General features: G+C 39.6%; 22 protein-coding genes and 1 other annotated feature. Of the genes, 20 read left to right on the top strand and 2 right to left on the bottom strand.

The genetic code is table 11. The features are described 5' to 3' along the window. The 17 genes from secD (at position 1) to AC4PHB_RS04790 (ending at position 18,191) form a co-directional block, all read left to right on the top strand. Positions 1 to 1,266, top strand: coding sequence for a protein translocase subunit SecD (secD, locus tag AC4PHB_RS04870; RefSeq protein ID WP_492137513.1), 1,266 nt, complete (start codon positions 1 to 3; stop codon positions 1,264 to 1,266). A 13-nt stretch (positions 1,267 to 1,279) separates the two neighbouring features. After that, on the top strand, positions 1,280 to 2,140 hold the full coding sequence (secF, locus tag AC4PHB_RS04865; RefSeq protein ID WP_492137512.1) for a protein translocase subunit SecF: 861 nt from the start codon (positions 1,280 to 1,282) through the stop codon (positions 2,138 to 2,140). A gap of 39 nt (positions 2,141 to 2,179) precedes the next feature. Further along, positions 2,180 to 2,542: a LapA family protein gene (locus tag AC4PHB_RS04860; protein WP_492137511.1), complete on the top strand. Its 363-nt coding sequence runs from the start codon at positions 2,180 to 2,182 to the stop codon at positions 2,540 to 2,542. Between the two features lie 63 nt (positions 2,543 to 2,605). Then, complete coding sequence (gene recJ / locus AC4PHB_RS04855; protein ID WP_492137510.1) at positions 2,606 to 4,342, top strand: single-stranded-DNA-specific exonuclease RecJ; 1,737 nt, start codon at positions 2,606 to 2,608, stop codon at positions 4,340 to 4,342. 15 nt (positions 4,343 to 4,357) lie between these two features. Further along, positions 4,358 to 6,523, top strand: a complete 2,166-nt coding sequence (locus AC4PHB_RS04850; protein WP_492137509.1) for a RelA/SpoT family protein — start codon at positions 4,358 to 4,360, stop codon at positions 6,521 to 6,523. A gap of 11 nt (positions 6,524 to 6,534) precedes the next feature. Further along, positions 6,535 to 6,984 (top strand): D-aminoacyl-tRNA deacylase, encoded by a 450-nt coding sequence (gene dtd / locus AC4PHB_RS04845; RefSeq protein ID WP_492137508.1) that lies wholly within the window; start codon positions 6,535 to 6,537, stop codon positions 6,982 to 6,984. 11 nt (positions 6,985 to 6,995) lie between these two features. Then, positions 6,996 to 7,619, top strand: a complete 624-nt coding sequence (locus AC4PHB_RS04840; RefSeq protein WP_492137507.1) for an MBL fold metallo-hydrolase — start codon at positions 6,996 to 6,998, stop codon at positions 7,617 to 7,619. 14 nt (positions 7,620 to 7,633) lie between these two features. Continuing rightward, complete coding sequence (hemZ, locus tag AC4PHB_RS04835) at positions 7,634 to 9,100, top strand: coproporphyrinogen dehydrogenase HemZ (protein ID WP_492137506.1); 1,467 nt, start codon at positions 7,634 to 7,636, stop codon at positions 9,098 to 9,100. A gap of 48 nt (positions 9,101 to 9,148) precedes the next feature. Beyond that, positions 9,149 to 9,339: a binding site (T-box leader), on the top strand. Positions 9,340 to 9,383: 44 nt separating this feature from the next. Continuing rightward, a complete protein-coding gene (gene aspS / locus AC4PHB_RS04830; RefSeq protein ID WP_492137505.1) occupies positions 9,384 to 11,168 on the top strand; it encodes an aspartate--tRNA ligase in 1,785 nt (594 codons plus the stop codon). After that, a complete protein-coding gene (locus AC4PHB_RS04825; RefSeq protein ID WP_492137504.1) occupies positions 11,161 to 11,877 on the top strand; it encodes a tRNA threonylcarbamoyladenosine dehydratase in 717 nt (238 codons plus the stop codon). Before aspS ends, AC4PHB_RS04825 begins: the two co-directional genes overlap by 8 nt. A gap of 130 nt (positions 11,878 to 12,007) precedes the next feature. Further along, the gene (locus tag AC4PHB_RS04820; RefSeq protein WP_492137503.1) at positions 12,008 to 12,301 is read left to right on the top strand and encodes a SoxR reducing system RseC family protein; all 294 of its coding nucleotides are present in this window, start codon (positions 12,008 to 12,010) and stop codon (positions 12,299 to 12,301) included. A gap of 12 nt (positions 12,302 to 12,313) precedes the next feature. Beyond that, positions 12,314 to 12,568, top strand: coding sequence for a metal-sensitive transcriptional regulator (locus AC4PHB_RS04815; RefSeq protein ID WP_128425813.1), 255 nt, complete (start codon positions 12,314 to 12,316; stop codon positions 12,566 to 12,568). Positions 12,569 to 12,631: 63 nt separating this feature from the next. Beyond that, positions 12,632 to 13,861 (top strand): serine hydroxymethyltransferase, encoded by a 1,230-nt coding sequence (gene glyA / locus AC4PHB_RS04810; protein ID WP_492137502.1) that lies wholly within the window; start codon positions 12,632 to 12,634, stop codon positions 13,859 to 13,861. 63 nt (positions 13,862 to 13,924) lie between these two features. Further along, positions 13,925 to 15,262 carry a DUF512 domain-containing protein gene (locus AC4PHB_RS04805; RefSeq protein WP_492137501.1) on the top strand — a complete coding sequence of 446 codons (1,338 nt, stop codon included), beginning with the start codon at positions 13,925 to 13,927 and terminating at the stop codon, positions 15,260 to 15,262. Further along, positions 15,259 to 16,575 carry a ribosome biogenesis GTPase Der gene (der, locus tag AC4PHB_RS04800; protein ID WP_492137500.1) on the top strand — a complete coding sequence of 439 codons (1,317 nt, stop codon included), beginning with the start codon at positions 15,259 to 15,261 and terminating at the stop codon, positions 16,573 to 16,575. Before AC4PHB_RS04805 ends, der begins: the two co-directional genes overlap by 4 nt. A 1-nt stretch (position 16,576) precedes the next feature. Further along, the gene (gene plsY / locus AC4PHB_RS04795) at positions 16,577 to 17,164 is read left to right on the top strand and encodes a glycerol-3-phosphate 1-O-acyltransferase PlsY (RefSeq protein WP_492137499.1); all 588 of its coding nucleotides are present in this window, start codon (positions 16,577 to 16,579) and stop codon (positions 17,162 to 17,164) included. Positions 17,165 to 17,168: 4 nt separating this feature from the next. Beyond that, the gene (locus AC4PHB_RS04790; RefSeq protein ID WP_492137498.1) at positions 17,169 to 18,191 is read left to right on the top strand and encodes an NAD(P)H-dependent glycerol-3-phosphate dehydrogenase; all 1,023 of its coding nucleotides are present in this window, start codon (positions 17,169 to 17,171) and stop codon (positions 18,189 to 18,191) included. A 484-nt stretch (positions 18,192 to 18,675) separates the two neighbouring features. Here AC4PHB_RS04790 and AC4PHB_RS04785 read toward each other — a convergent pair whose 3' ends face one another. After that, positions 18,676 to 19,974 (bottom strand): tyrosine-type recombinase/integrase, encoded by a 1,299-nt coding sequence (locus AC4PHB_RS04785; RefSeq protein ID WP_492137497.1) that lies wholly within the window; start codon positions 19,972 to 19,974, stop codon positions 18,676 to 18,678. Between the two features lie 14 nt (positions 19,975 to 19,988). Then, positions 19,989 to 20,702 carry a hypothetical protein gene (locus AC4PHB_RS04780; RefSeq protein WP_492137496.1) on the bottom strand — a complete coding sequence of 238 codons (714 nt, stop codon included), beginning with the start codon at positions 20,700 to 20,702 and terminating at the stop codon, positions 19,989 to 19,991. Positions 20,703 to 20,904: 202 nt separating this feature from the next. Here AC4PHB_RS04780 and AC4PHB_RS04775 point away from each other — a divergent pair, with 202 nt between their 5' ends. From AC4PHB_RS04775 to AC4PHB_RS04765, 3 genes are read left to right on the top strand one after another with little or no spacing between them, the layout of a single operon-like run. Beyond that, positions 20,905 to 21,078, top strand: a complete 174-nt coding sequence (locus AC4PHB_RS04775) for a hypothetical protein (protein ID WP_492137495.1) — start codon at positions 20,905 to 20,907, stop codon at positions 21,076 to 21,078. A gap of 1 nt (position 21,079) precedes the next feature. Continuing rightward, positions 21,080 to 21,319, top strand: a complete 240-nt coding sequence (locus AC4PHB_RS04770; protein WP_492137494.1) for a hypothetical protein — start codon at positions 21,080 to 21,082, stop codon at positions 21,317 to 21,319. Positions 21,320 to 21,361: 42 nt separating this feature from the next. Next, positions 21,362 to 21,535: a hypothetical protein gene (locus AC4PHB_RS04765; RefSeq protein WP_492137493.1), complete on the top strand. Its 174-nt coding sequence runs from the start codon at positions 21,362 to 21,364 to the stop codon at positions 21,533 to 21,535. Position 21,536: the final 1 nt, after the last annotated feature.

Here is a 21,536-nt window from a genome sequence, read left to right as displayed (position 1 = left end):
ATGAGGGCGAAGAGCATTTCAATCGTTGCTGCTATCATTATTATCGTAGTATTTGCAGGATATATTGGGATGAATGGTTTAGTCCTTGGTGACAAGACCATAAAAAGTGCAAAGGATTCCATAGAGTTGGGACTTGATCTAGCAGGAGGTGTTTATGTTGTACTCGAAGCCAATACAGATGCAACTGGTTCCGAGCTTGCAGCAATGATGGAGGAAACCAAAGCGATAATTGGAAAGCGTGTAGATGGCTTGGGAGTTTCTGAACCAAATATTGCAATTGAGGGTGAAAAGAGAATAAGGATAGAGCTTGCCGGAGTTCAGGATCCTGATGAAGCAATTGATCTTATCGGTAAAACCGCTTTGCTTGAATTTAAAAACCCGGATGGCGATACAGTGATCACAGGAAAGAATGTAATAAACTCACAAGTACTATTTCAGCCAAATGAATACGGAGTCAATGAACCAGTTGTTTCCCTGGAGCTGAATGAGGAAGGCAGGCGTCTGTTCTTTGAAGCCACTTCAATGCTTGCTTCAAAAACAGAAACTCTGGACAAAATCATTTATATAATATTAGATGGTGAAATGATTTCAAATCCTATGGTTCTAGAACCAATTAAAGACGGAAAGCCTGTAATAACGGGGATGTATACACTTGAGGAAGCTAATAATCTTTCCACATTGATAAGGGCTGGTGCTCTCCCCGTTGAGATGGTGGAGCTTCAAACCTCTATAATTGGTCCTACACTTGGATTAGAGGCATTTGAAGGGAGTATACTTGCGGGCGGGATTGCTTTAGCTATAATTATTGCATTTATGTTGCTGGTTTATCGGGTCCCGGGTTTTGTCGCTTCGATGGCCCTGACTATTTATGTGATATTAGTTGTAGGTGCTATGATATTGATCGGAGCAAAGCTTACTCTCCCAGGGATAGCTGGCCTAGTGCTATCGATTGGCATGGCTGTTGACGCAAATATATTGATATTTGAGAGGATAAGAGAAGAGATATCCGTAGGAAAGACTGTAAGAGTCTCTATTGACGCTGGCTTCAACAGGGCTTTAAGATCTATTCTTGACTCAAATATAACCACGTTGATTGCAGGAGCTGTTTTATATTTCTATGGAACAGGCCCAATCAAGGGCTTTGGGGTAACTTTAACAATTGGTATAGTTGCATCCATGATAACTGCAGTATTCTTTACTAAATATGTCCTTAGACTCATGGTAAAGATCACTGGCGGCAAGAATCTAAAACTTTACGGTGTATAAGGGGGATGCTCAGATGAATGTTATTAAAAACTATAAGTTATTCTATGCGATCTCTCTATCAGTTATTCTAGCTGGACTTATAATGTTTGCAATAAACGGCTTAAATTATGGAATCGACTTTACGGGTGGAACAATGCTCCAGCTTGATGTAGGTAAGTTTGTTTCAGTGGAGCAAGCAAGGGAAATCATGGATGAATATGATCAAAATGCAAGCATTATTCACTCAGGATCCGAAAGATCAGAGTTGCTAATCAGAAGTTCAAAGGATCTAGACAATAAGGATACAACAGATATCGTAAACAGCTTCGTTGAGGCTTATGGAATGGATAGAAGTAACTTTCAAACTCAAAAATTTGGACCTTTTATGGGCAAGGAAATCAGAGATAGGGCTGTTGTCTCAGTTATTATTGCTTCTGGATTGATGCTCGCTTATATATCCTTCAGATTTCAATTCAAATTTGGAGTTGCAGCAGTTATTGCTTTGATCCATGACGTATTGGTTACACTAGCAGTATACTCAGTTTTGAGACTTCCAGTAAACAGTTCATTCATTGCAGCAATGCTTACAATAGTGGGATATTCAATCAATGATACAATTGTAATATTTGACAGGATACGAGAAGAAACCAAAATATATCCAAAGCTTGGGTTTGGTGAAGTTATTAACAACAGTATAAAGCTGTCGATGAGAAGAACTCTCTTTACGACGCTGACTACTCTTATAGCAGTTATAACTCTTTATTTAGTAGGGGTTGAGGATGTAAAGGTATTGGCACTTCCATTGATAATTGGTATGGTTTCGGGGACATACTCCTCTCTATTTATAGCTACACCTATACTATATTCACTTAAGAGGTTGAAAACATCTAATTAATGGGTAAAAATAGGCATAAAGATTCAATGGAGGGATATTATGCAAAAGAATTTGATTTTTATCTTGATCCTGGCAATAATAATCGGTATCTTTGCTCTTAGTAATGGAGACGTTGTGGAAATCGACTTTCTATTCGCAAAGGTCCAGCTGTCACAGGCGATAGTAATATTTATCAGTGTATTGCTTGGTTCTGCGATTGCTGTACTATTCGGAATGGCCAGGGAGATAAGACATAAGAAAGAATTGAAGGATCTTAACAGACAGATAAATGTGCTAACCAGCGATAAGAATCAGCTGGAAACTCTTGTTAAAACAAAGGAAGATCAGCTCAAGCTGTTGTATTCAAGAGGAGAGAAGCTCTATGAAGGCAGCGGGCAAAACAATGATTTTTCTGGTAATTGACAGAATTTGATGATAGAATTTAGATAAAATTATCTAAATTCTTTCTTTATATGGAGTGGGAAAATGAGTAGATGGTTCATCAAGGGGATGCAAGCAGACGTTAATAAAATGGCAAGGGAAAACAATATTTCGAGGGAATTGGCCATTCTTCTTGCCAACCGTGGCATTATTGAGAAAAATGATATCGATCAATTTCTTGATCCTAAGCTTGATAGAATGCATAAGCCTGAATTGATGAAAGACGTAATAATTGCCGGAGATATTTTACAGGATTGTATCGAACACGGGAAGCGCATAAGAATCGTTGGGGATTATGATGTGGATGGAATTTCCTCAGTATACATCCTTTACAAAGCTTTGTATAGATCTGGTGCAGTTGTAGATTACGTTATACCAGACAGAATTCTGGATGGTTATGGAATCAACCAATTCCTAGTTCTTGAGGCTAAAGCACAGGGTGTCGACACAATAGTTACCGTTGATAATGGAATTTCTGCAGTCACCCAGACAAAGTTAGCGGTAGAAATGGGTATGCGGGTAATAATAACTGACCACCATGATATCCCAGAAGAAATTCCTCAAGCAGATGCGGTTATAAATCCCAAGCAGAATGATTGTATTTATCCAGAAAAGATGCTGTGTGGTGCAGGTGTTGCACTAAAGCTTTCGATTCACTTACTTGAAAGATTTGGCATTAAGGTTTTTGATGATGACTTGCTTGAAATTGCTGCATTAGCAACTATATGCGATGTAGTTGATCTGGTTGGTGAGAACAGAATAATCGCAGCCAGAGGTCTTGAACGACTAAACAATACCAAAAATATAGGGCTCAAGGCTCTATTAGCAGCAAGTGGCCTTACTGACAAAAAGCTCGGAGTCTATCACGTTGGCTTTATTTTAGGGCCAAGTCTCAATGCATCCGGTAGGCTTGACAGTGCCATTTTAGGTCTCGAGCTCCTCTTAAGTGAGAGAAGTGATGAAGCCATGGGTAAAGCGATCAGACTGAGAGAGCTTAACGAGGAAAGGCAGTCTCTGACCAGGGATGGCGTAGAGCGAGTAGTAAACATCATCGAGACTCAGCTTGGAATTCAGAATGTTATAGTTGCATTCGATCCTCTAATACATGAAAGCGTTGCTGGCATTGTTGCAGGCAGGGTGAAAGAGAAGTATAATAGACCTACAATAGTTCTGACTCAAGGCAAAGAGGGGATAAAAGGTTCCGCAAGGTCTATTGAAGGATATCATATTTTTGATGAACTCAATAAAGTAAGTCATCTTCTGGAAAGATTTGGAGGGCATCCAATGGCTGCCGGACTTAGTTTAAGGGATGCAAATATTGGACAATTAAGAGAAATGCTGAATAAAAACAGTAGATTGACTAAAGAAGACTTAAATCCCAAAATATACATTGAAATGCCCCTTGATCCTGGATTACTGGATTGGAATCTATTGAGAGAAATAGAAATGCTGGAACCATTTGGCAAAGGTAACCCTAAGCCATTATTTGGATTCAAAGGTCTTAAGGTTCATAAAGCTTCAATTCTTGGTAAAAATTCTAATGTGCTTAAGCTAATAATTGGTAAAGATTATACAGAAAAACTGGAAGGAATAATCTTCAGTGATCCAGAGCTTTGGGTGTCCAGTGCGAGGGGATTGTTTGGGCAGAAAGAGGTAGACAATGCTATGGCTGGGCTGAGAAACTCTATCAGCATGGACGTAGTTTATTATCCTTCCGTGAATGACTACATGGGAAGGACAAGCATACAATTTATTATCGACAGCTATCGGTTCATGGAATAGCGAGAAGGTGTTACTATGTTGGAGAATTTACTCCTAAGGATCGAGCAGTATAATCCAAATGCTGATATGCAGCTTATCATTAAAGCTTATAACTTTGCTGAGGCTGCTCATGAGAGCCAGGTTAGAAACTCGGGCGAAAAATATTTCGTCCATCCTTTCCGGGTAGCTCTTCTTCTTGCTGACTTGAACATGGATACAGCTACTATAATTGCAGGTTTGCTCCATGATGTAATTGAGGATACCAGTATCACTTATGACAAGATAAAGGAAGAGTTCGGAGAAGAAGTAGCTGATCTTGTAGATGGTGTAACTAAGCTGAAGAAACTTCAGTACAAGACTAAGCAGGAGAACCAGGCTGAAAATCTCAGAAAAATGGTTATCGCGATGGCAAAGGATATTCGAGTGATCATAGTAAAGCTTGCTGACAGGCTTCACAATATGAGGACACTGGAGTATATGACTGATGAGAAGAAGAAGGAAAAAGCTATTGAGACCCTTGAGATATATGCACCGATAGCTCATAGACTAGGTATTTCAAAAATCAAGTGGGAGCTGGAAGATCTGTCTTTGAGATATCTCGATCCCGAGAATTATTATAGCTTAGTTGAGAAGGTGTCTAAGAAAAGACTTGAAAGAGAAGCATTTATAAAACAGATCACTGATGAATTGTATGAGAAACTTGGTGAAATGAACATTAAATGTGAAATAAGCGGAAGACCGAAGAATTTCTACAGCATATACAAAAAGATGATGTACCAGGGGAAGGCATTTGAACAAATATATGATCTAACTGCCGTAAGGATCCTTGTTGACAATATCAAGGACTGCTATGGTGCATTAGGTATCGTTCATACGCTATGGAAGCCATTGCCCGGCCGTTTCAAGGATTACGTAGCAATGCCCAAGCCTAACATGTATCAGTCATTGCATACCACTGTAATAGGAAACAAGGGCGAGATATTTGAGGTTCAAATAAGAACCTATGAGATGCATAGAACAGCAGAATACGGTATTGCTGCTCACTGGAAATATAAGGAGGGTTACGCTAAGGGAAATAATTTTGATGATAAGCTAACTTGGTTAAGACAGCTTCTTGAGTGGCAAACAGACCTTAACGATCCTAAGGAATTTATGGAAACACTTAAAATCGATTTCTTTACTGACGAGGTATTCGTGTTCACGCCAAAGGGTGATGTCATAAATCTGCCTGATGGTTCAACGCCGATAGATTTTGCATACAGAGTCCACACCGATGTAGGCAATAAATGTGTTGGTGCAAAGGTTGATAACAGAATAGTGCCACTTAATTACAAGCTAAAGAATGGCAATATTGTTGAGGTAATAACAAGCGCAAACAGCAGCGGACCAAGCAGGGACTGGCTGAAGCTGGTAAAGAGCAATCAGGCAAAAACAAAGATCAAGCAATGGTTCAAGCTTAAGGAACGCGATCTCAATATAGCCAAGGGAAAGGATGCCCTTGAGAAAGAGATCAAGCGTTTAGGGTACCGCCCATCGGATATACTAGTTGACGAATGGCTTAGAAATGTAGCTGGGAAAGTAAGTATAAGCTCTATAGAGGACCTCTATGCTTCAATTGGTTATGGAAGTATAACAATAAACCAGGTAATAAGCAAGCTTAAGGAAATATACAGCGAGCATTTTAAGCCCAGTGAAAAAGAAATAGTTGAGTCAAAAATTCAAAAGTCACAAAACAAGTCAAAGCCACGGCCGACTCATGGAATAATCGTTAAAGATGTCGACAATGTTAAGATAAAGTTTTCAAAATGCTGCAATCCAGTTCCAGGTGATGACATAGTAGGCTTCATCACACGAGGCAGAGGAGTTTCGATTCACCGCACAGACTGTCCAAATCTATCAACTATCCTTGAAGGTCAGGAGGAAAGGTCGATAGAGGTAAGCTGGGACATAGAAAAGAAGTCATCATATAGTGCAGAAATCCAGATAAGGGCGACAGACAGGCCAGGTTTGCTTGCAGAGATAGCTTTAAGAGTAAACGATGCAGACGTTGGTTTATTGTCGCTTAATGCCAGAACTAACAAGGATAAATCCGTTATGATCAATATGACACTTGAGATACATGACAAGGAGCAGCTAAATGATCTTATGAAGAGGTTGAGAAGGATTGGAAACGTCTTTGACGTGTATAGAGTAACAGCATAAGGAGGACATTTATGCGGGCAGTGGTTCAAAGAGTAAGCAGTGCGGAGGTAAAAGTGAATGATAAGATTGTGGGTAGAGTTGGAAAGGGATTGTTGGTATATATTGGTGTAGGAAAGGAAGATTCACCAGATGATATCGAGTATATGGCTGAGAAGGTTGCAGGACTGAGAATTTTTGAAGACGAGAATGAAAAAATGAATCTTTCTGTTCAGGATATTGGAGGAGAGATCCTTGCGATATCACAGTTCACATTATACGGAGACGTCCGTAAGGGTAAAAGACCAAGCTTCACAGATTCCGCTGCTCCTGAAAAAGGTGAAGAATTTTACAATCAATTTATATATAAAATTCAGAATATGGGCATTGGCATAGATAAGGGAATTTTTGGAGCCCATATGATGGTTGATTATGTAAATGACGGGCCAGTGACTATACTTTTGGACAGTAAAAAGCAATTTTAGAGGGTGATTAAATGATAATTAAGAGATTGCAGGCTGGCATATATGCAGCTAACTGCTATATCGTTGCCTCCTCGGACAAGAGCGAGGCAATTGTTGTGGATCCGGGTGGAGATGTTGAGTATTTGCTATCTGAGATAAAGAAAATTGGAGCTGAGGTCAAGACAATAATTCTGACCCACGGCCATGGAGATCATATTGGAGGAGTCATGGCTTTGAAAAAAGCTTTGTCTGTTCCTGTTATGGTCCACAAAGCTGATCTTGAGATGGTAAAAAGCAGTGCACTGAATATGTCAAGTTCAATGGCAATGGGTGAAGTATACTTTGAACCTGACTTACTCCTTACAGATGGAGATGAAATTACTATTGGAGATGAGAAGCTTATAACAATCCATACCCCTGGACACACACTAGGTGGAATTTGTCTTTATGGTGGAGGAAATCTGATTACAGGAGATACACTCTTTAAAGGTTCAATAGGAAGAACGGACCTTTATGGTGGTGATTTCGACACTATAATAAGAAGCATCAAAAATAAACTCTTTAGGCTTCCAGATGATACTATTGTTTATCCAGGACATGGGCCTGAATCGTCAATAGGCCATGAGAGACTAAGAAATCCGTTTCTTAAGAAATAAGTAAGGAAAAAATAATGATAGGTATCGTAAATAGAACTGATAAAGTTAAATACAACGACCTCTTTGAGCTGGCAAGGGCATTTATGCCTGGTGAGCAATTTTTTGAAACAGTATCTGATGAAGCTGTTGCATCGCACATCTACCTTGAATATGAAAATGGGGGTTTTAAGGCTAGTATCAAGGGGCTTGAAGATAATCCTTTGATTTATACTGCCTCCGCAAAAGAGATAGACATACTGCGTAATCGTGAAGCGGTTGATAGAGTTGCAGCAAAAAGGGCGTATTATAAGCTTCTGAGCAGCTTGACCGAAAAATCACTTCCATGGGGTATACTAACGGGGATAAGGCCATTAAAGATTTCTTCAGCTTTGAGAGAGAGCGGAGCAACCAATGAAGTAATCAAAGAAATCCTTATGAAAGGGTACCTGATTGATAAAGATAAGGCAGAGCTTGCTGTAAAAATCAGCTCTATTCAAGCACCTTTAACTGACTCCTTCAAGGGTAAAACCTACAGTTTATACATCGGGATACCTTTTTGTCCCACAAGATGTATTTATTGCTCTTTTCCTTCTCTTTCTTCAGCAAAGTTCCGTAATCAAATGGATCCATACATTGATACTTTAATAAGAGAGATAAACAGCATCCATGAAATAATGGATGGTTGGAGACTTGATTCGGTATATTTTGGCGGTGGTACGCCAACTGCCCTACCTAAGTATTTAATGGAGAGGTTACTTAGTGAAGTCAGAAGTCTGTTTACTTCCTCATTTGAACTTACAGTTGAAGCTGGCAGACCTGACACAATTGATCATGATTACCTTAAGCTTTTTAAAAAATATGACGTCGATAGGATTAGTATCAATCCTCAGACGATGAACTATAATACCCTCAAGCTTATAGGAAGAGACCATACTCCAGATGATATTATTGTAGCTTACAATCTGGCTAAGGAGATGGGTATAAACGTAGTTAATATGGATTTGATTTTAGGCTTACCTGGTGAGGGGCCTGATGATGTACGTTTGACACTTGAGAAGCTTAAGGACTTAAAGCCTGATAACTTGACTGTCCATACCCTTTCCCTAAAGAAAGGCTCGAGTCTTATGGAGAAGGATGATGCTTATTTGGTGTACGAAGCAGAAAAGGTTGGAGAAATGCTCAAACTAACCAGCGAGTTTGCAGCCGAGGTTGGTCTGGCACCTTATTATCTCTATAGACAGAAACAGATACTAGGCAATTATGAAAATATTGGTTATAGCAGATCACAAAATATTTGTGTTTATAATGTGGCCATAATGGAGGAGAAACAAACTATAATCGCTGCTGGAATGGGTTCTGTGTCTAAGCTTTATAATGAGAGAACAGGAGCTATAATAAGGATCCCAAACCCCAAGGATCTAAATGGTTATATGGATAGGATCGATGAGATCCTTGCAAGGAGGAGCTCATTGATCAGTCAACTGATCAAACCCGTTGATTAACCTATTGACACTAATCCTCTTGATATCATATAATTAGAGCAATTACAGATAATGGCAAGGATAGGGACCAGTAATCAGATAAATAAGGTAAAGAGAGTCAGCGAATGGTGAGAGCTGACCCTTACATTTGGTGAAGACACCCTGGAGTCTGCGGATTTACCGCACGCGAGAAGCGTTATAAAAAAGAGTGAGGATAGCCTAATTAGGGTGGTACCGCGAGATTGCCTCTCGTCCCTGAAAATCAGAGATGAGGGGCTTATTTTATTTTTAGGAGGGAGAAATAATGGGAGAAAGAATGGGAAACATGAGAAGAAATATGATGTGCGGAGAGATCCGCATCAATGATGTTGGTAAGGAAGTCACTTTAATGGGTTGGGTTCAGAGGGAAAGGAACCTCGGAGGATTGTTGTTTATTGATCTCAGGGACACCACCGGGATCTCACAGATAGTGTTTGACGATAGCGTTCCGAAGGATTTGATTGAGAAAGCCGAAAATATAAGGACTGAATATGTAATAGCCGTAAAGGGTATCGTCAGAGAGAGGCAGTCAAAGAATCCAAATATGATCACAGGAGATGTTGAACTTCTTGCCTTTGAGCTAAAGATACTTGACGAAGCCGAAACTCCTCCGATCTACATTAAGGACGATGATAATGTAAGTGAATCCATGAGATTGAAATACAGATATCTTGACCTAAGAAAACCTGGTATGCAGAGCAATCTTAAGCTGAGAGCTAAGGTAGCGAAAACAGTTAGAGATTTCTTCTACGAAAATAGATTTGTTGAAGTGGAAACTCCTGTCCTTACTAAGCCTACTCCTGAAGGAGCAAGAGACTACCTAGTACCAAGCAGAGTAAATCCTGGCCAGTTTTATGCACTTCCTCAATCACCACAGCTTCTTAAACAGTTGTTGATGGTTTCGGGTATGGACAGATATTATCAAATAGTAAAATGCTTTAGAGACGAGGATCTAAGAGCAAACAGGCAACCGGAATTCACTCAGATAGACATAGAGATGAGCTTTGTTGATGTAGATGATGTACTTGCAATGAACGAAAAGCTTATGAAAAGACTATTCAAAGAGATAAAAGGCATCGATATTGAGCTGCCACTTAGAAGGATGTCTTATGAAGAAGCTATGAACAGATTTGGAGTGGATAAACCAGACTTAAGGTTTGGATTTGAGCTTAATGATATATCAGATATTGTATCCGGAGCAGGCTTCAAGGTATTTTCTGACGCAGTAGCCAATGGTGGGGCAGTTAAGGGTATCAACATCAATGGTCACGGTGAAAGCTTTACTAGAAAGGACATAGCTTCCCTGGAAGAATACGTTAAGACCTATGGTGCAAAAGGTTTAGCATGGATTAAGGTGACTAATGAAGGGATAACCTCCCCAATTGGTAAGTTCTTTAGTGAAGATGATATGAGTACACTTCTTTCTAGGTTGGATGCCAAGGAAGGAGATCTGATCCTTTTGGTTGCTGACAAGCTGTCCATTGTATCTGATAGTTTGGGCAACCTTAGGAATGAGATTGCTAAAAGGCTTGGGATACTCAAGGATGATCACTATGAAATGCTTTGGATCACTGAATTCCCTTTACTTGAATACGATGAAGAAGCTAAGAGATACGTTGCAAAACACCATCCATTTACTCACCCTGTGGAAGAGGATATTGAACTTCTGGAGAGCAATCCAGATAGGGTCAGGGCAAAGGCATATGACTTGGTAATAAACGGAGATGAAATGGGTGGAGGAAGCATAAGGATCAACAATTCAACACTTCAAAGCAGGATGTTCAAGGCTCTCGGACTTAGTGAGGAAGAAGCTCAGGATAAATTTGGATTCCTTCTGGAAGCCTTCAGATATGGAACTCCTCCCCATGGCGGTATTGCCTTCGGTTTGGATAGGCTTATAATGTTATTTTCTGGATCTTCAAATATAAGAGACGTAATTGCATTTCCAAAGACTCAGTCTGCAACATGCTTGATGACGGGTGCACCAACACATGTAACTGCTGAGCAGCTGACTGAAGCCCACATAAAGGTTGATGTGGATAATGAATAATGCTTTTATAAGATCATCCTATCTGCTGGGTGCTGATGGAATGGAAAGACTTGCCAACAGCAAGGTAGCGATATTTGGTATTGGAGGAGTAGGCTCCTATGCCGTAGAGGCGTTAGCCAGAACTGGGGTCGGCAGTCTGGTTCTAGTTGACTACGATACTATTGATTTAACAAATATAAACAGGCAGCTCCATGCGACATCAAAGACAGTTGGTTTGCCAAAGGTCAACGTGATGAGAGATAGACTTATGGAGATAAATCCTGGATTAACAGTAGAATCGGTACAGAAGCGGTATACAAAAGATACAAAACTGGAATTTCTTGATCCTTCATTTGACTATATAATTGACGCGATAGATATGATATCATCAAAGGTAGATTTGGTTACAAGCTCACTGGAAATGGGTATACCTATAATAAGCTCTATGGGTGCAGGCAATAAGCTTGATCCTACGGCTTTTGTGGTTAGCGATATATACAATACCAGGGTATGTCCGTTGGCAAGGGTCATGAGAAATGAGCTTAGAAAAAGAGGAGTCAAGGCTCTTAAGGTCGTTTATTCGCCAGAAGAGCCTATTGACGTGAATCTTGGGGATATCGACAGACGAAAAGCGATACCAGGCAGCGTTTCCTTTGTACCTTCTGTTGCAGGACTCATACTAGCTGGTGAAGTAATCAAGGATATTGCCTTAAGGGAGGAGGATATATAGAATGGAACAAATCGGATATGTGACGGGATTTGTGGGAGACAACAAGGTGCAGCTTGAAGTAAAGAGGACAGCTGGGTGAGGCAGTTGTAAAGGCTGCGCAAGTTCTTGCGAGGAAAAACCACACTATGTTGTGCTTAAAAATAATATTGATGCTAAGCCTGGAGATTTCGTAGAACTTCAGGCGATTCAAAAGAATATAATGAAGTATATAACTATTATTTATATGATCCCATTTGCATTTTTAATAATGGGGATCATCGTAGGAAACTTGATTTTCAAAGGTGCTGACACCGCTAACCATGAGCTTTTAAGCTTCGCAGTGGGAATCGCTTTTCTTGCTGTATCTTTCCTTGTTATTAGGATCATTGATAAAAGCTTTGCCAAGAAGGATGAAAGTGTCATTGTTATGACCAGAAAGCTATAGGAGGGATCTGATTTGACTGACAAGGATTCTTTGATTGTAAGACTTAGAAGAATAGAAGGCCAAATTAAGGGTATACAGAAAATGGTCGAGGAGGATAAATTCTGCGGAGATATCCTGATACAGATTTCTGCGTCAAGAAGCGCACTTAACAATGTGGGCGGACTTATCCTTGAGAATTATATGAAACATTGTTTGCTCGAATCACCTGATGGTAAAGAGCAGGATATGGACAAACTAATTGAGATTATGCTTAAGTATACCAAATAATAGGCTTGAGTAGTGTAAAGGCATAGAGGGTTAATCAAAATTGATTCGAGAGGAGTCGTGTTTATGGATTTTACCAATTTAGCAAAGTCAGATCCTAAAATGATGGAAATCGTACAGAGAGAAATCGACAGACAAAATAAGCACATTGAGCTTATTGCCTCTGAAAATTTTGTTTCAGAAGCGGTAATGGAGGCAATGGGCAGCCAGTTGACAAACAAATATGCAGAGGGATATCCAAATAAGAGATATTATGGTGGCTGCGAGATAGTTGACTTAGCTGAGGAATTAGCCATAGAAAGGTTAAAGCAGCTTTTTGGAGCTGATCACGCAAATGTTCAGCCTCATTCCGGATCAAACGCAAATCTAGGAGTTTATTTTGCATTTCTGAAACCTGGTGACAAGGTGCTTGGAATGAACCTTTCACAAGGAGGTCACTTGACTCATGGCAGTCCAGTAAACATTTCCGGTGTTTATTATAATTTCGTTGCATATGGCGTGGACCCAGTGACTGAGATGATAGACTACGATGCAGTTAGAGAAATTGCAATAAGAGAAAAACCTAAAATGATAGTTGCAGGAGCCAGTGCTTATCCCAGGGAGATAGATTTTTCAAAGTTTAAGGAAATCGCTGATGAAATTGGAGCTTACCTTATGGTCGATATGGCTCACATAGCAGGTCTTGTCGCTGCTGGACTTCACCAGAATCCAGTCCCTTATGCTGACTTTGTTACAACAACTACCCACAAGACCTTGAGAGGTCCTCGAGGTGGGGCTATTCTATGTAAAGCTGAATATGCAAAGATGATCGATAAAGCGATCTTCCCGGGTATCCAAGGAGGACCGTTGATGCATGTTATTGCGGCTAAAGCAGTGGCATTCGGAGAGGCATTACAGGATGACTTCAAGGTTTATCAAAGACAAATCATAACTAATACCAATGCATTGGCTGAAGGCTTAAAGGAATTCGGATTCAGATTGGTAAGTGGAGGTACTGACAACCACCTGATCCTGATCGACGTTAGAAATAAAGGCTTGACAGGCAAGGCCGCAGAGGCTATGCTAAACGAGGTAGGTATGGCAACCAATAAGAATACTATCCCTAATGATCCTGAAAGTCCATTTGTTACAAGCGGGGTAAGGATCGGAACGGCTGCCATGACGACAAGAGGTATGAAGGAAGTCGAAATGAAGGAAATTGCAGAGTTGATAAATCTTGCGTTAAGTCCGGAAAGTGACAAGGACATGGTCAAACAAAGAGTGTATGACCTTTGCGATAAGTTTCCTCTCTATTAGTCCAGGAATTTAGCCTACAGTCATCTGTAGGCTCTCTATTTTTTTATTCAGGTGGTAATTAAAATGGAAATTACAAATATCAGGGAATCAAGAAATATAATAGAGGACGTAGTCCTTGGAAGCATAGCTGATGAGCTGGGTATAGATCCCGGAGATATCCTCGTTAGTATAAATAAAATGCCCGTAAGAGACGTTATAGACTATAGGTATCTAATATCAGATGAAATTCTTGATATCGTTATTGAGAAAAAAGACGGAGAGCTTTGGGAATTCGAGATCGAGAAGGATTTTAATGAGGATATTGGCATAATATTCACCAATCCGCTGATCGATAAAGCAAAGACCTGCCAGAATAAATGTATGTTCTGTTTTATTGATCAATTACCACCAAACATGAGAGATACTCTATACTTTAAGGATGATGATTCTAGACTTTCATTTTTGCAGGGGAATTTTATCACCATGACAAATATGAAAGAAAACGACATTCAAAGGATAATTGACTATAAGCTAAGTCCTATCAATGTTTCAGTTCATACAACAAATCCTGAGCTAAGAATCAGAATGCTGAGAAACAAAAAAGCCGGTATGATTTTTGAAACTCTAAAGAGGTTCCATGAGGCTGGTCTGGAGATGAATTGTCAGATAGTTCTGGTTCCTGGCGTGAACGATGATGCAGAGCTAAAGAGAACCATATATGATCTCTCATCTTTGTATCCTTCAGTTAATTCTGTAGCAGTTGTTCCTGTTGGTATAACAAAATATAGGGATGGTTTGGACTCGCTTGGAATATATGATCTAGCTTCCGCTTCTACGCTTATAGAACAAATTGAAGAGATGCAGCATGTGTATTTGGATAGTATTGGTACAAGATTTGTATTTGCTTCCGACGAGTTTTATTGTGTTTCAGGAAAAGCCCTTCCAGATCATGACTTTTATGAGGGGTTTCCACAGTATGAGAATGGAGTGGGGTTGCTAAGATCCTTCTCTACTGAATTGACGGAGGCACTAGATGACACTGAAGCGTGTTTATCTGACAAAAGATTTCTTATAGCAACGGGAAAGCTCGCAGCGATTTTTATGAAGAGCATGTCAGATATGATCAGAGATAAGATATCGGGGCTGACGATCGATGTCATCCCAATCAAGAATAATTTCTTTGGTGAGACTATAACTGTTTCTGGCCTTATAACCGGAGGGGACCTCGTTGACCAAGTAAGAGCAAGTGGAGAATACGATGCAGTTTTTATCCCTAGATCAATGATGAAAAGAGATGAGGACATATTCCTGGATAATATGACATTTAGTCAAGCAAGTGAATTTCTTATGAACAGGCTTAGATTAGTGCCTGTGGATGGTAGAGAGTTTTTAGAATCGATTATGAAAGAGGTGAGGTCGTGAGCAGACCGATAGTTTGTATAGTAGGTCGTCCAAATGTTGGAAAATCAACTCTGTTCAACAAATTGGCTGGTAGAAGGATAGCAATAACTGAGGACGTACCAGGAGTAACAAGAGATAGGATATATGCTGAAGGTGAATGGCTGGGAAGACATTTTACAATAATAGACACAGGTGGCCTTGAACCAGAGAAGGACGACATTGTTATGCAGAACATCAAGAAGCAAGCAGAAATGGCTATTGAAACTGCTGATGCGATCCTTTTCGTAGTAGACGGACTTGAAGGCTTGACTACTACAGATAAAGAAATAGCTGAGATCCTTAGGAAGTCTGGAAGAAAAGTCATACTTGTGGCGAATAAAATTGATAACCGAAAAGTCCCGGATGAGCTATACGAGCTATATGAGCTTGGACTCGGACAACCTATGCCTGTTTCAGCAGAACAGTCATTGGGGTTAGGAGATCTATTGGATGAAGTTGTAAAATATTTTCCTGAGGACAGCGATACTAATAAAGACGATGAAAGCATAAGGGTAGCATTTATCGGCAGACCTAACGCTGGTAAGTCATCCCTGATCAATCATATCCTTGGAGAAGAAAGAGTTATAGTCACGGATATACCTGGGACCACCAGGGACTCAATAGACAGCTATTTTGAACACAGCGGAAACAAGTACATCTTTGTTGATACTGCTGGATTAAGAAGGAAGAGGTATATAACTGAGAAAGTTGAAAGATATTCTGTAGTAAGGACCCTAACCGCAGTTGACAGAGCTGATATCTGTGTTCTGGTAGTCGATGGGACACAGGGAGTAACTGAGCAGGATACAAAAATTGCTGGATATGCTCACGATAACGGAAAAGCCATCATAGTTGCTGTCAATAAATGGGATGTCGTGGATAAAGATGACAAAACTTATCTCAGCCATGAAAAAGAAATAAGGGAAACTCTGGGCTTCATAAATTATGCCCCCATAGTATTCATATCCGCAAAAACAGGGAAAAGAGTTGACAAGCTACTAGAGATGATCAATATTGTCAATAACAACTATAATATGAGGATAAGTACTGGGGTACTTAATGATATTTTAAACAGGGCTATTCTTATGAACCAACCTCCTTCCGATAAGGGCAAGAGAGCAAAAATCTATTATGGTACTCAAGTTTCTGTGAAACCACCAAGGTTTGTAATATTCGTTAATATTAAAGAACTGATGCATTTCTCTTATGTCAGATATCTTGAGAATCAAATAAGGAGCCACTTTGGATTTACTGGCACACCAATAATATTTGAGTTCAGAGAAAAAGGGGAGTAATATGAGGTTTGCAGTCATAGCAGCATTATCCTATCTGATAGGCAGCTTTTCGTCCGCATATTTCGTGGGAAAGCTGTTCATGAAAATTGATATTAGAAAACACGGTAGTGGTAACGCAGGTGCTACTAACGCTGTTAGGATCATGGGCAAAAAACTTGGAGTTTTAACATTTTTAATGGATTTTACAAAAGGTGTGGCAGCAGTTTTAATCGGAATTTATCTTCATAATGAATTCGGTGGATATATTTCAGCATTATTTGCAGTTATCGGACATAATTGGCCGATATTCCTTAATTTCAAGGGAGGAAAGGGTATAGCTACGACAATTGCAGCAATGGCAGTCCTGAGCTTCCCAACGACACTTTTAAGCGTGACCATTGGAATTCTGACTGCAATCATAACCAGGTATGTATCCTTGGGATCGATTGTGTTTCTGACTGTATTATTTTTGCTTACAGTCTTTGGAGTTTTTATAAAAGACCCATATATGACCGCACTGACACTTGTCTTGGCCATATTAGGATACTATAGGCATAGAGAAAATATTAAGCGTTTACTTGCTGGAAATGAAAATAGGATAGGCAGGTGATTAAATGTACGCCAAGATTGGGATCCTGGGAGGTGGCAGCTGGGGCACAGCATTGGCTATGATGCTAGCTCAGAAGGAATTTAATGTGCATATTTGGGTAAGAAGTGAATTGCAAGCTGAAGAGATCAATATCAGCAGGACGAACGCCAAGTATTTACCAGGTATCAGCATACCAGGAAATATTAAGGTATCAACTATAGCAAGGGATGTCGTTAAAGACAGTGAGATAATCTTGCTTGCCGTTCCAACAAACAGTATTCGTGAAGTTTTGAAGAGCATTGGTGATGCTGTGAAATCTGAGCAAATATTCGTTAACGTTGCAAAGGGAATTGAGATGAGATCTATGAAGAGGATCTCAGAGATCGTATCCGAATATTACCCGAACAACGGATTTGCTGTTTTGTCAGGGCCATCACATGCGGAGGAGGTATCCAGAGAAATCCCTACGACCGTAGTATCGGCCTCCAGGAGTAAAGAGGTTGCAGAACTGGTCCAGGATGTTTTTTCAAGCCCATCATTCAGGGTTTATACCAATCCAGATGTTTTAGGAGTAGAACTGGGAGGAGCACTAAAGAATATTATAGCTTTAGGTGCAGGTATCTCTGATGGACTGGGTTATGGTGACAATACAAAGGCCGCCCTAATGACTAGAGGGATATACGAGATGTCAAAACTGGGAGTTGCTTTAGGAGCTGAGGCTGATACGTTTTCCGGTCTTTCTGGAATTGGTGACCTTATAGTGACCTGTACGAGCATGCACAGTAGAAATAGAAGAGCTGGTATCCTGATTGGTAAGGGCTATACAATGACTCAGGCTGTTGAAGAGATTGGTATGGTAGTTGAAGGTATTAAAACCACAGAGGCTGCATACAATTTATCGAACAGCCTAGGTATTGATATGCCAATAACCAAAGAGATATATAATGTTTTATATAACGGAGCAGATGTCCGGAAATCGGTTCAGAAGCTTATGGGCAGAGAAAAGAAACACGAAATGGAGATAGTGGCTTCAATAAAGTCCTGGTAAGTACTTACCAGGACTTTATTATGCAAAAAAACAAATGCTGTCCTTATTAAGAACAGCATTTCTTCATGGTCGGAGTGATAGGATTTGAACCTACGGCCCCAAGTCCCCCAGTATTAGGAGCCCCTTTTTATAACTTGCGATAAGTTGCTCTAACCATTGATATTAAGCGTTTTATTGTTTTTGACTTTTCTTGACTTATCACCATTTTTTATCGTTTTTCATAACTTAGTGCGGTTTTTGTGCGGTTTTTGTGCGGTTTTTGTGCTTGAGTAAATGTTGAAATTTCAATAAAGTATTCAATAATAGTGCGGTTTCATGACTTGCAGTAAAAAATGACCCAACTAATCAGGTCATTTAACTCAATTCTCCATTGCTGAGTATGGGCAAATCGGGGATATAATACATTCAATGAGGGTTTACCCATCACAGTAAATTTGGATACTTAAAATCGATTCTAAAGGTTCATATAGATACGCATCAATAATTATTTTGCTACCTTCATTTTCCTCTTCCGGGTATTCTTATCTATTATCAATAGCTCCTCCAGTGCATTACTAGCCGTCCTATCCATCGTTTTAAGCCCATGAACATAAATATCCATAGTAGTACTAGTCTGAGCATGTCCAAGCCTAGCAGAAACGGTCCTGACGTCTGTATTTTTGCTTATGAGCAGAGTTGCTGAAGTATGTCTCAACTTATGGATGCTAAGGACCGGGAGAAGATGCTTGATCTTGTCATCCTGTTTTATATTGGGATCCCTCATTACTGAATCATTATGATCGCTGACAGTCTTCTTGAACCATTTGGATATAGTCTGAAGATACATTCCTTTTCCTTCTTGCTGCGTAAATAGCCATGAGGTATCGAACCATGCCTCGTCCCAAAGGTTACCCAGGATCTCGATTTCCTTTTCTTGATCCTTCTTATACTCAGCCAATACTTTGAGGACTGTATCCGGAACACTGATAGTTCTTATGGAGCTTCTTGTTTTAGGAGCTTTAGTTATCATGCCGTCTGCTTCGGTCCATGCTCTTACCTTGTTAACTCTCAAAGTCATATTATTGAAGTCTATATCATCCCAGGTTAACCCGAGAATCTCACCATTTCTTAGGCCACAAAATAAAGCAATATATATTGCAGCTTGAAACTTAAGAGGTTGCTTATTGATGAGCTGGATGAGCCTTATAGTTTGCTCCTCATCATAGAATTGAATAGAGTCATCTGAATAGCCTTTAATGGACTTCTTATTCTTTGGAGGCTTTATTTTATTGCAAGGGTTGTCAGTTACCAGTTGCCAATATACCGCCTGCTGCATGATAGAGCTTATTATTACATAGTTATTTTTGATCGTACGATCAGAGTATGACCCTGGTCTACCATCAAACCTGCACCCATCTTTTAATAGGCTATTAAGGAATGTCAAGACGTGGATCGGCGTTAGCTCTCCAAGTTTTACCTTCCCAAGCTTTGGAAGGATCTTGTTCTTTAGCTCTCTTTTGTAAAGATCTACAGTAGTAGCTTCGAGATTCATATTAGCGTACTCTTCAAGCCATTTCGTAACAAAGTCCTCGAATAAGATATCTGCATCTATATTGAAGTATTTTTTAAGCTCCTTCTCATACTCATCAGCTTGCTTCTTAGATTCTTTTTCCCATCGGCCTTGAGACATACCAGCTGGTCGAGTGATTCTTTTAAATTTCCTGATCTGATTCTCTTGAGAGTCTTTACCAAGGTAGACTGTTATTTCTACAGTATCATCGTTTATTTTTCTAGTACTGGCCATTATTCTCCGCCTCCTTAAAAATCATCAAAATCGGCTTGAGTTGCATCTCTAACTTCTGATTTTGTGAGATCAATATTATAGATATCAATAAGCATAGTTTTGAAAGTTTCTACGATTTCATTCAGAATAAATTTATATGCCGCAACGCTGCCAAACTCATTAACAAGAACTCTAGTTTTGTAAATCCCCATTTGTCTGTTCTTTACCCTCATTTTTTTATTTCTAGCAATCATTTCGACATAGGATAAAGACCTAATTAAATCGATGAGCTGTTTGAAATTTTTATGCATTATCAAGTTACTCAATTCGTTTGGAGGAATATTGCTTACGGCAGTCGTCACTACTACCCCCTCATCCTTTCTTGAATCTTTCAATTCACCCCAACTATATAGCTTGTTAATGGCTGCATCAGACAAACCTGACATCTTAGCAACTAATTGCACGTCTGGATCCTTAACCATAGCCGGTCCACCTACTAAATAATCTATTGAAACGTCGAGTATTTCAGCAATCGCCGCTATTTTATCATAGCCAGGCCATCTGGGTTTATACTTAGGATTCAATAAATCTGATAGTAAACTCTCAGTGATATCAAAGCCCCGTCTTTTTGATATGATGCAGACCTCCTTGTTTGTTAAACTCTTTTCTTCTAGGACAATTTTAAGTCTTTCTGAAAGTATTATCGCTAGATCTTCCTTAAATTCACTGTTTTTTTTTCTTGCCGCCATCTTTCAAAGCACCCCCAAAAATTATATAAATGGAATATAAATAAATTTTAACGCTGAAATTATAGAAAAATGAATTAAATTGAAGTTCTGAAATGACTTGATAAACTAATTATAGAACAACAACTGCAATAACAAATATAGAATTAATATAATCTTAAACTAAGTTATTGTTGTTGTCAACTATAAGAACGGAGGTGTCACTGTGAACATCAAAGAAAAGATCAGAGCCGAGAAAATCAGGCAATGGGAAATTGCAGAAAAGATTGGAGTCAACGAGTTTACGCTAAGCCGTTACCTCAGAAGACCTGAAAATCTTCCTCCTGAGGTAATTGTGAGAGTCGAAAATGCGATCGCAGAAATCAAGGGGAGGAAATAAGATGGGCAAAAAAGCGACATTGAAAGAAGCAGCCAGAATATTAGGCCCTCCATTTACAGAAACTGAACTTAGAAGAGGAGCACTTCAAGGCAAGTACCCTTTTATGAGAGTTGGAGGGCCGAGAGGGAAAATAATCTTTGATATGGAGCTCCTCGAAGATAGGATCCAAGATTTAATGAATGGCAATCTAAAAACAGAATATCCTCAAGAACCATCAAGTTTCTTGAGGAAAGTTAAATAATCTCGAGAAGGGACTTAATCGCTCTAAGGAGGCTTAATTAGCATGTTAACAGATAAGCAAACTAAACGAAATAATCGAAAAATGAAACGTGTAGCAGTTGCCAAAGCTAGGCAAAATGAAAAGGCCCTTGATTCTAAGAATGCTTTTGGAATCTCAGATCCAACTCCGAAGGCAGCTGTAGACAATATCCTATACGGATTGGATGAAAGGGGGTAGG

It is taken from the genome of Gudongella sp. QWL-04, from assembly GCF_058683975.1.
The sequence above is the reverse complement of the archived record's forward strand: the minus strand, read 5'-3'. Positions and strand labels throughout refer to the sequence as shown.

Excerpts from the sequence above, each read along its gene's own strand:
- secD (WP_492137513.1), top strand. The coding sequence starts at position 1 with ATGAGGGCGAAGAGCATTTCAATCGTTGCTGCTATCATTATTATCGTA.
- secF (WP_492137512.1), top strand. The coding sequence starts at position 1,280 with ATGAATGTTATTAAAAACTATAAGTTATTCTATGCGATCTCTCTATCA.
- AC4PHB_RS04860 (WP_492137511.1), top strand. The coding sequence starts at position 2,180 with ATGCAAAAGAATTTGATTTTTATCTTGATCCTGGCAATAATAATCGGT.
- recJ (WP_492137510.1), top strand. The coding sequence starts at position 2,606 with ATGAGTAGATGGTTCATCAAGGGGATGCAAGCAGACGTTAATAAAATG.
- AC4PHB_RS04850 (WP_492137509.1), top strand. The coding sequence starts at position 4,358 with ATGTTGGAGAATTTACTCCTAAGGATCGAGCAGTATAATCCAAATGCT.
- dtd (WP_492137508.1), top strand. The coding sequence starts at position 6,535 with ATGCGGGCAGTGGTTCAAAGAGTAAGCAGTGCGGAGGTAAAAGTGAAT.
- AC4PHB_RS04840 (WP_492137507.1), top strand. The coding sequence starts at position 6,996 with ATGATAATTAAGAGATTGCAGGCTGGCATATATGCAGCTAACTGCTAT.
- hemZ (WP_492137506.1), top strand. The coding sequence starts at position 7,634 with ATGATAGGTATCGTAAATAGAACTGATAAAGTTAAATACAACGACCTC.
- aspS (WP_492137505.1), top strand. The coding sequence starts at position 9,384 with ATGGGAGAAAGAATGGGAAACATGAGAAGAAATATGATGTGCGGAGAG.
- AC4PHB_RS04825 (WP_492137504.1), top strand. The coding sequence starts at position 11,161 with ATGAATAATGCTTTTATAAGATCATCCTATCTGCTGGGTGCTGATGGA.
- glyA (WP_492137502.1), top strand. The coding sequence starts at position 12,632 with ATGGATTTTACCAATTTAGCAAAGTCAGATCCTAAAATGATGGAAATC.
- AC4PHB_RS04805 (WP_492137501.1), top strand. The coding sequence starts at position 13,925 with ATGGAAATTACAAATATCAGGGAATCAAGAAATATAATAGAGGACGTA.
- plsY (WP_492137499.1), top strand. The coding sequence starts at position 16,577 with ATGAGGTTTGCAGTCATAGCAGCATTATCCTATCTGATAGGCAGCTTT.
- AC4PHB_RS04790 (WP_492137498.1), top strand. The coding sequence starts at position 17,169 with ATGTACGCCAAGATTGGGATCCTGGGAGGTGGCAGCTGGGGCACAGCA.
- AC4PHB_RS04785 (WP_492137497.1), bottom strand. The coding sequence starts at position 19,974 with ATGGCCAGTACTAGAAAAATAAACGATGATACTGTAGAAATAACAGTC.
- AC4PHB_RS04780 (WP_492137496.1), bottom strand. The coding sequence starts at position 20,702 with ATGGCGGCAAGAAAAAAAAACAGTGAATTTAAGGAAGATCTAGCGATA.
- AC4PHB_RS04770 (WP_492137494.1), top strand. The coding sequence starts at position 21,080 with ATGGGCAAAAAAGCGACATTGAAAGAAGCAGCCAGAATATTAGGCCCT.
- AC4PHB_RS04765 (WP_492137493.1), top strand. The coding sequence starts at position 21,362 with ATGTTAACAGATAAGCAAACTAAACGAAATAATCGAAAAATGAAACGT.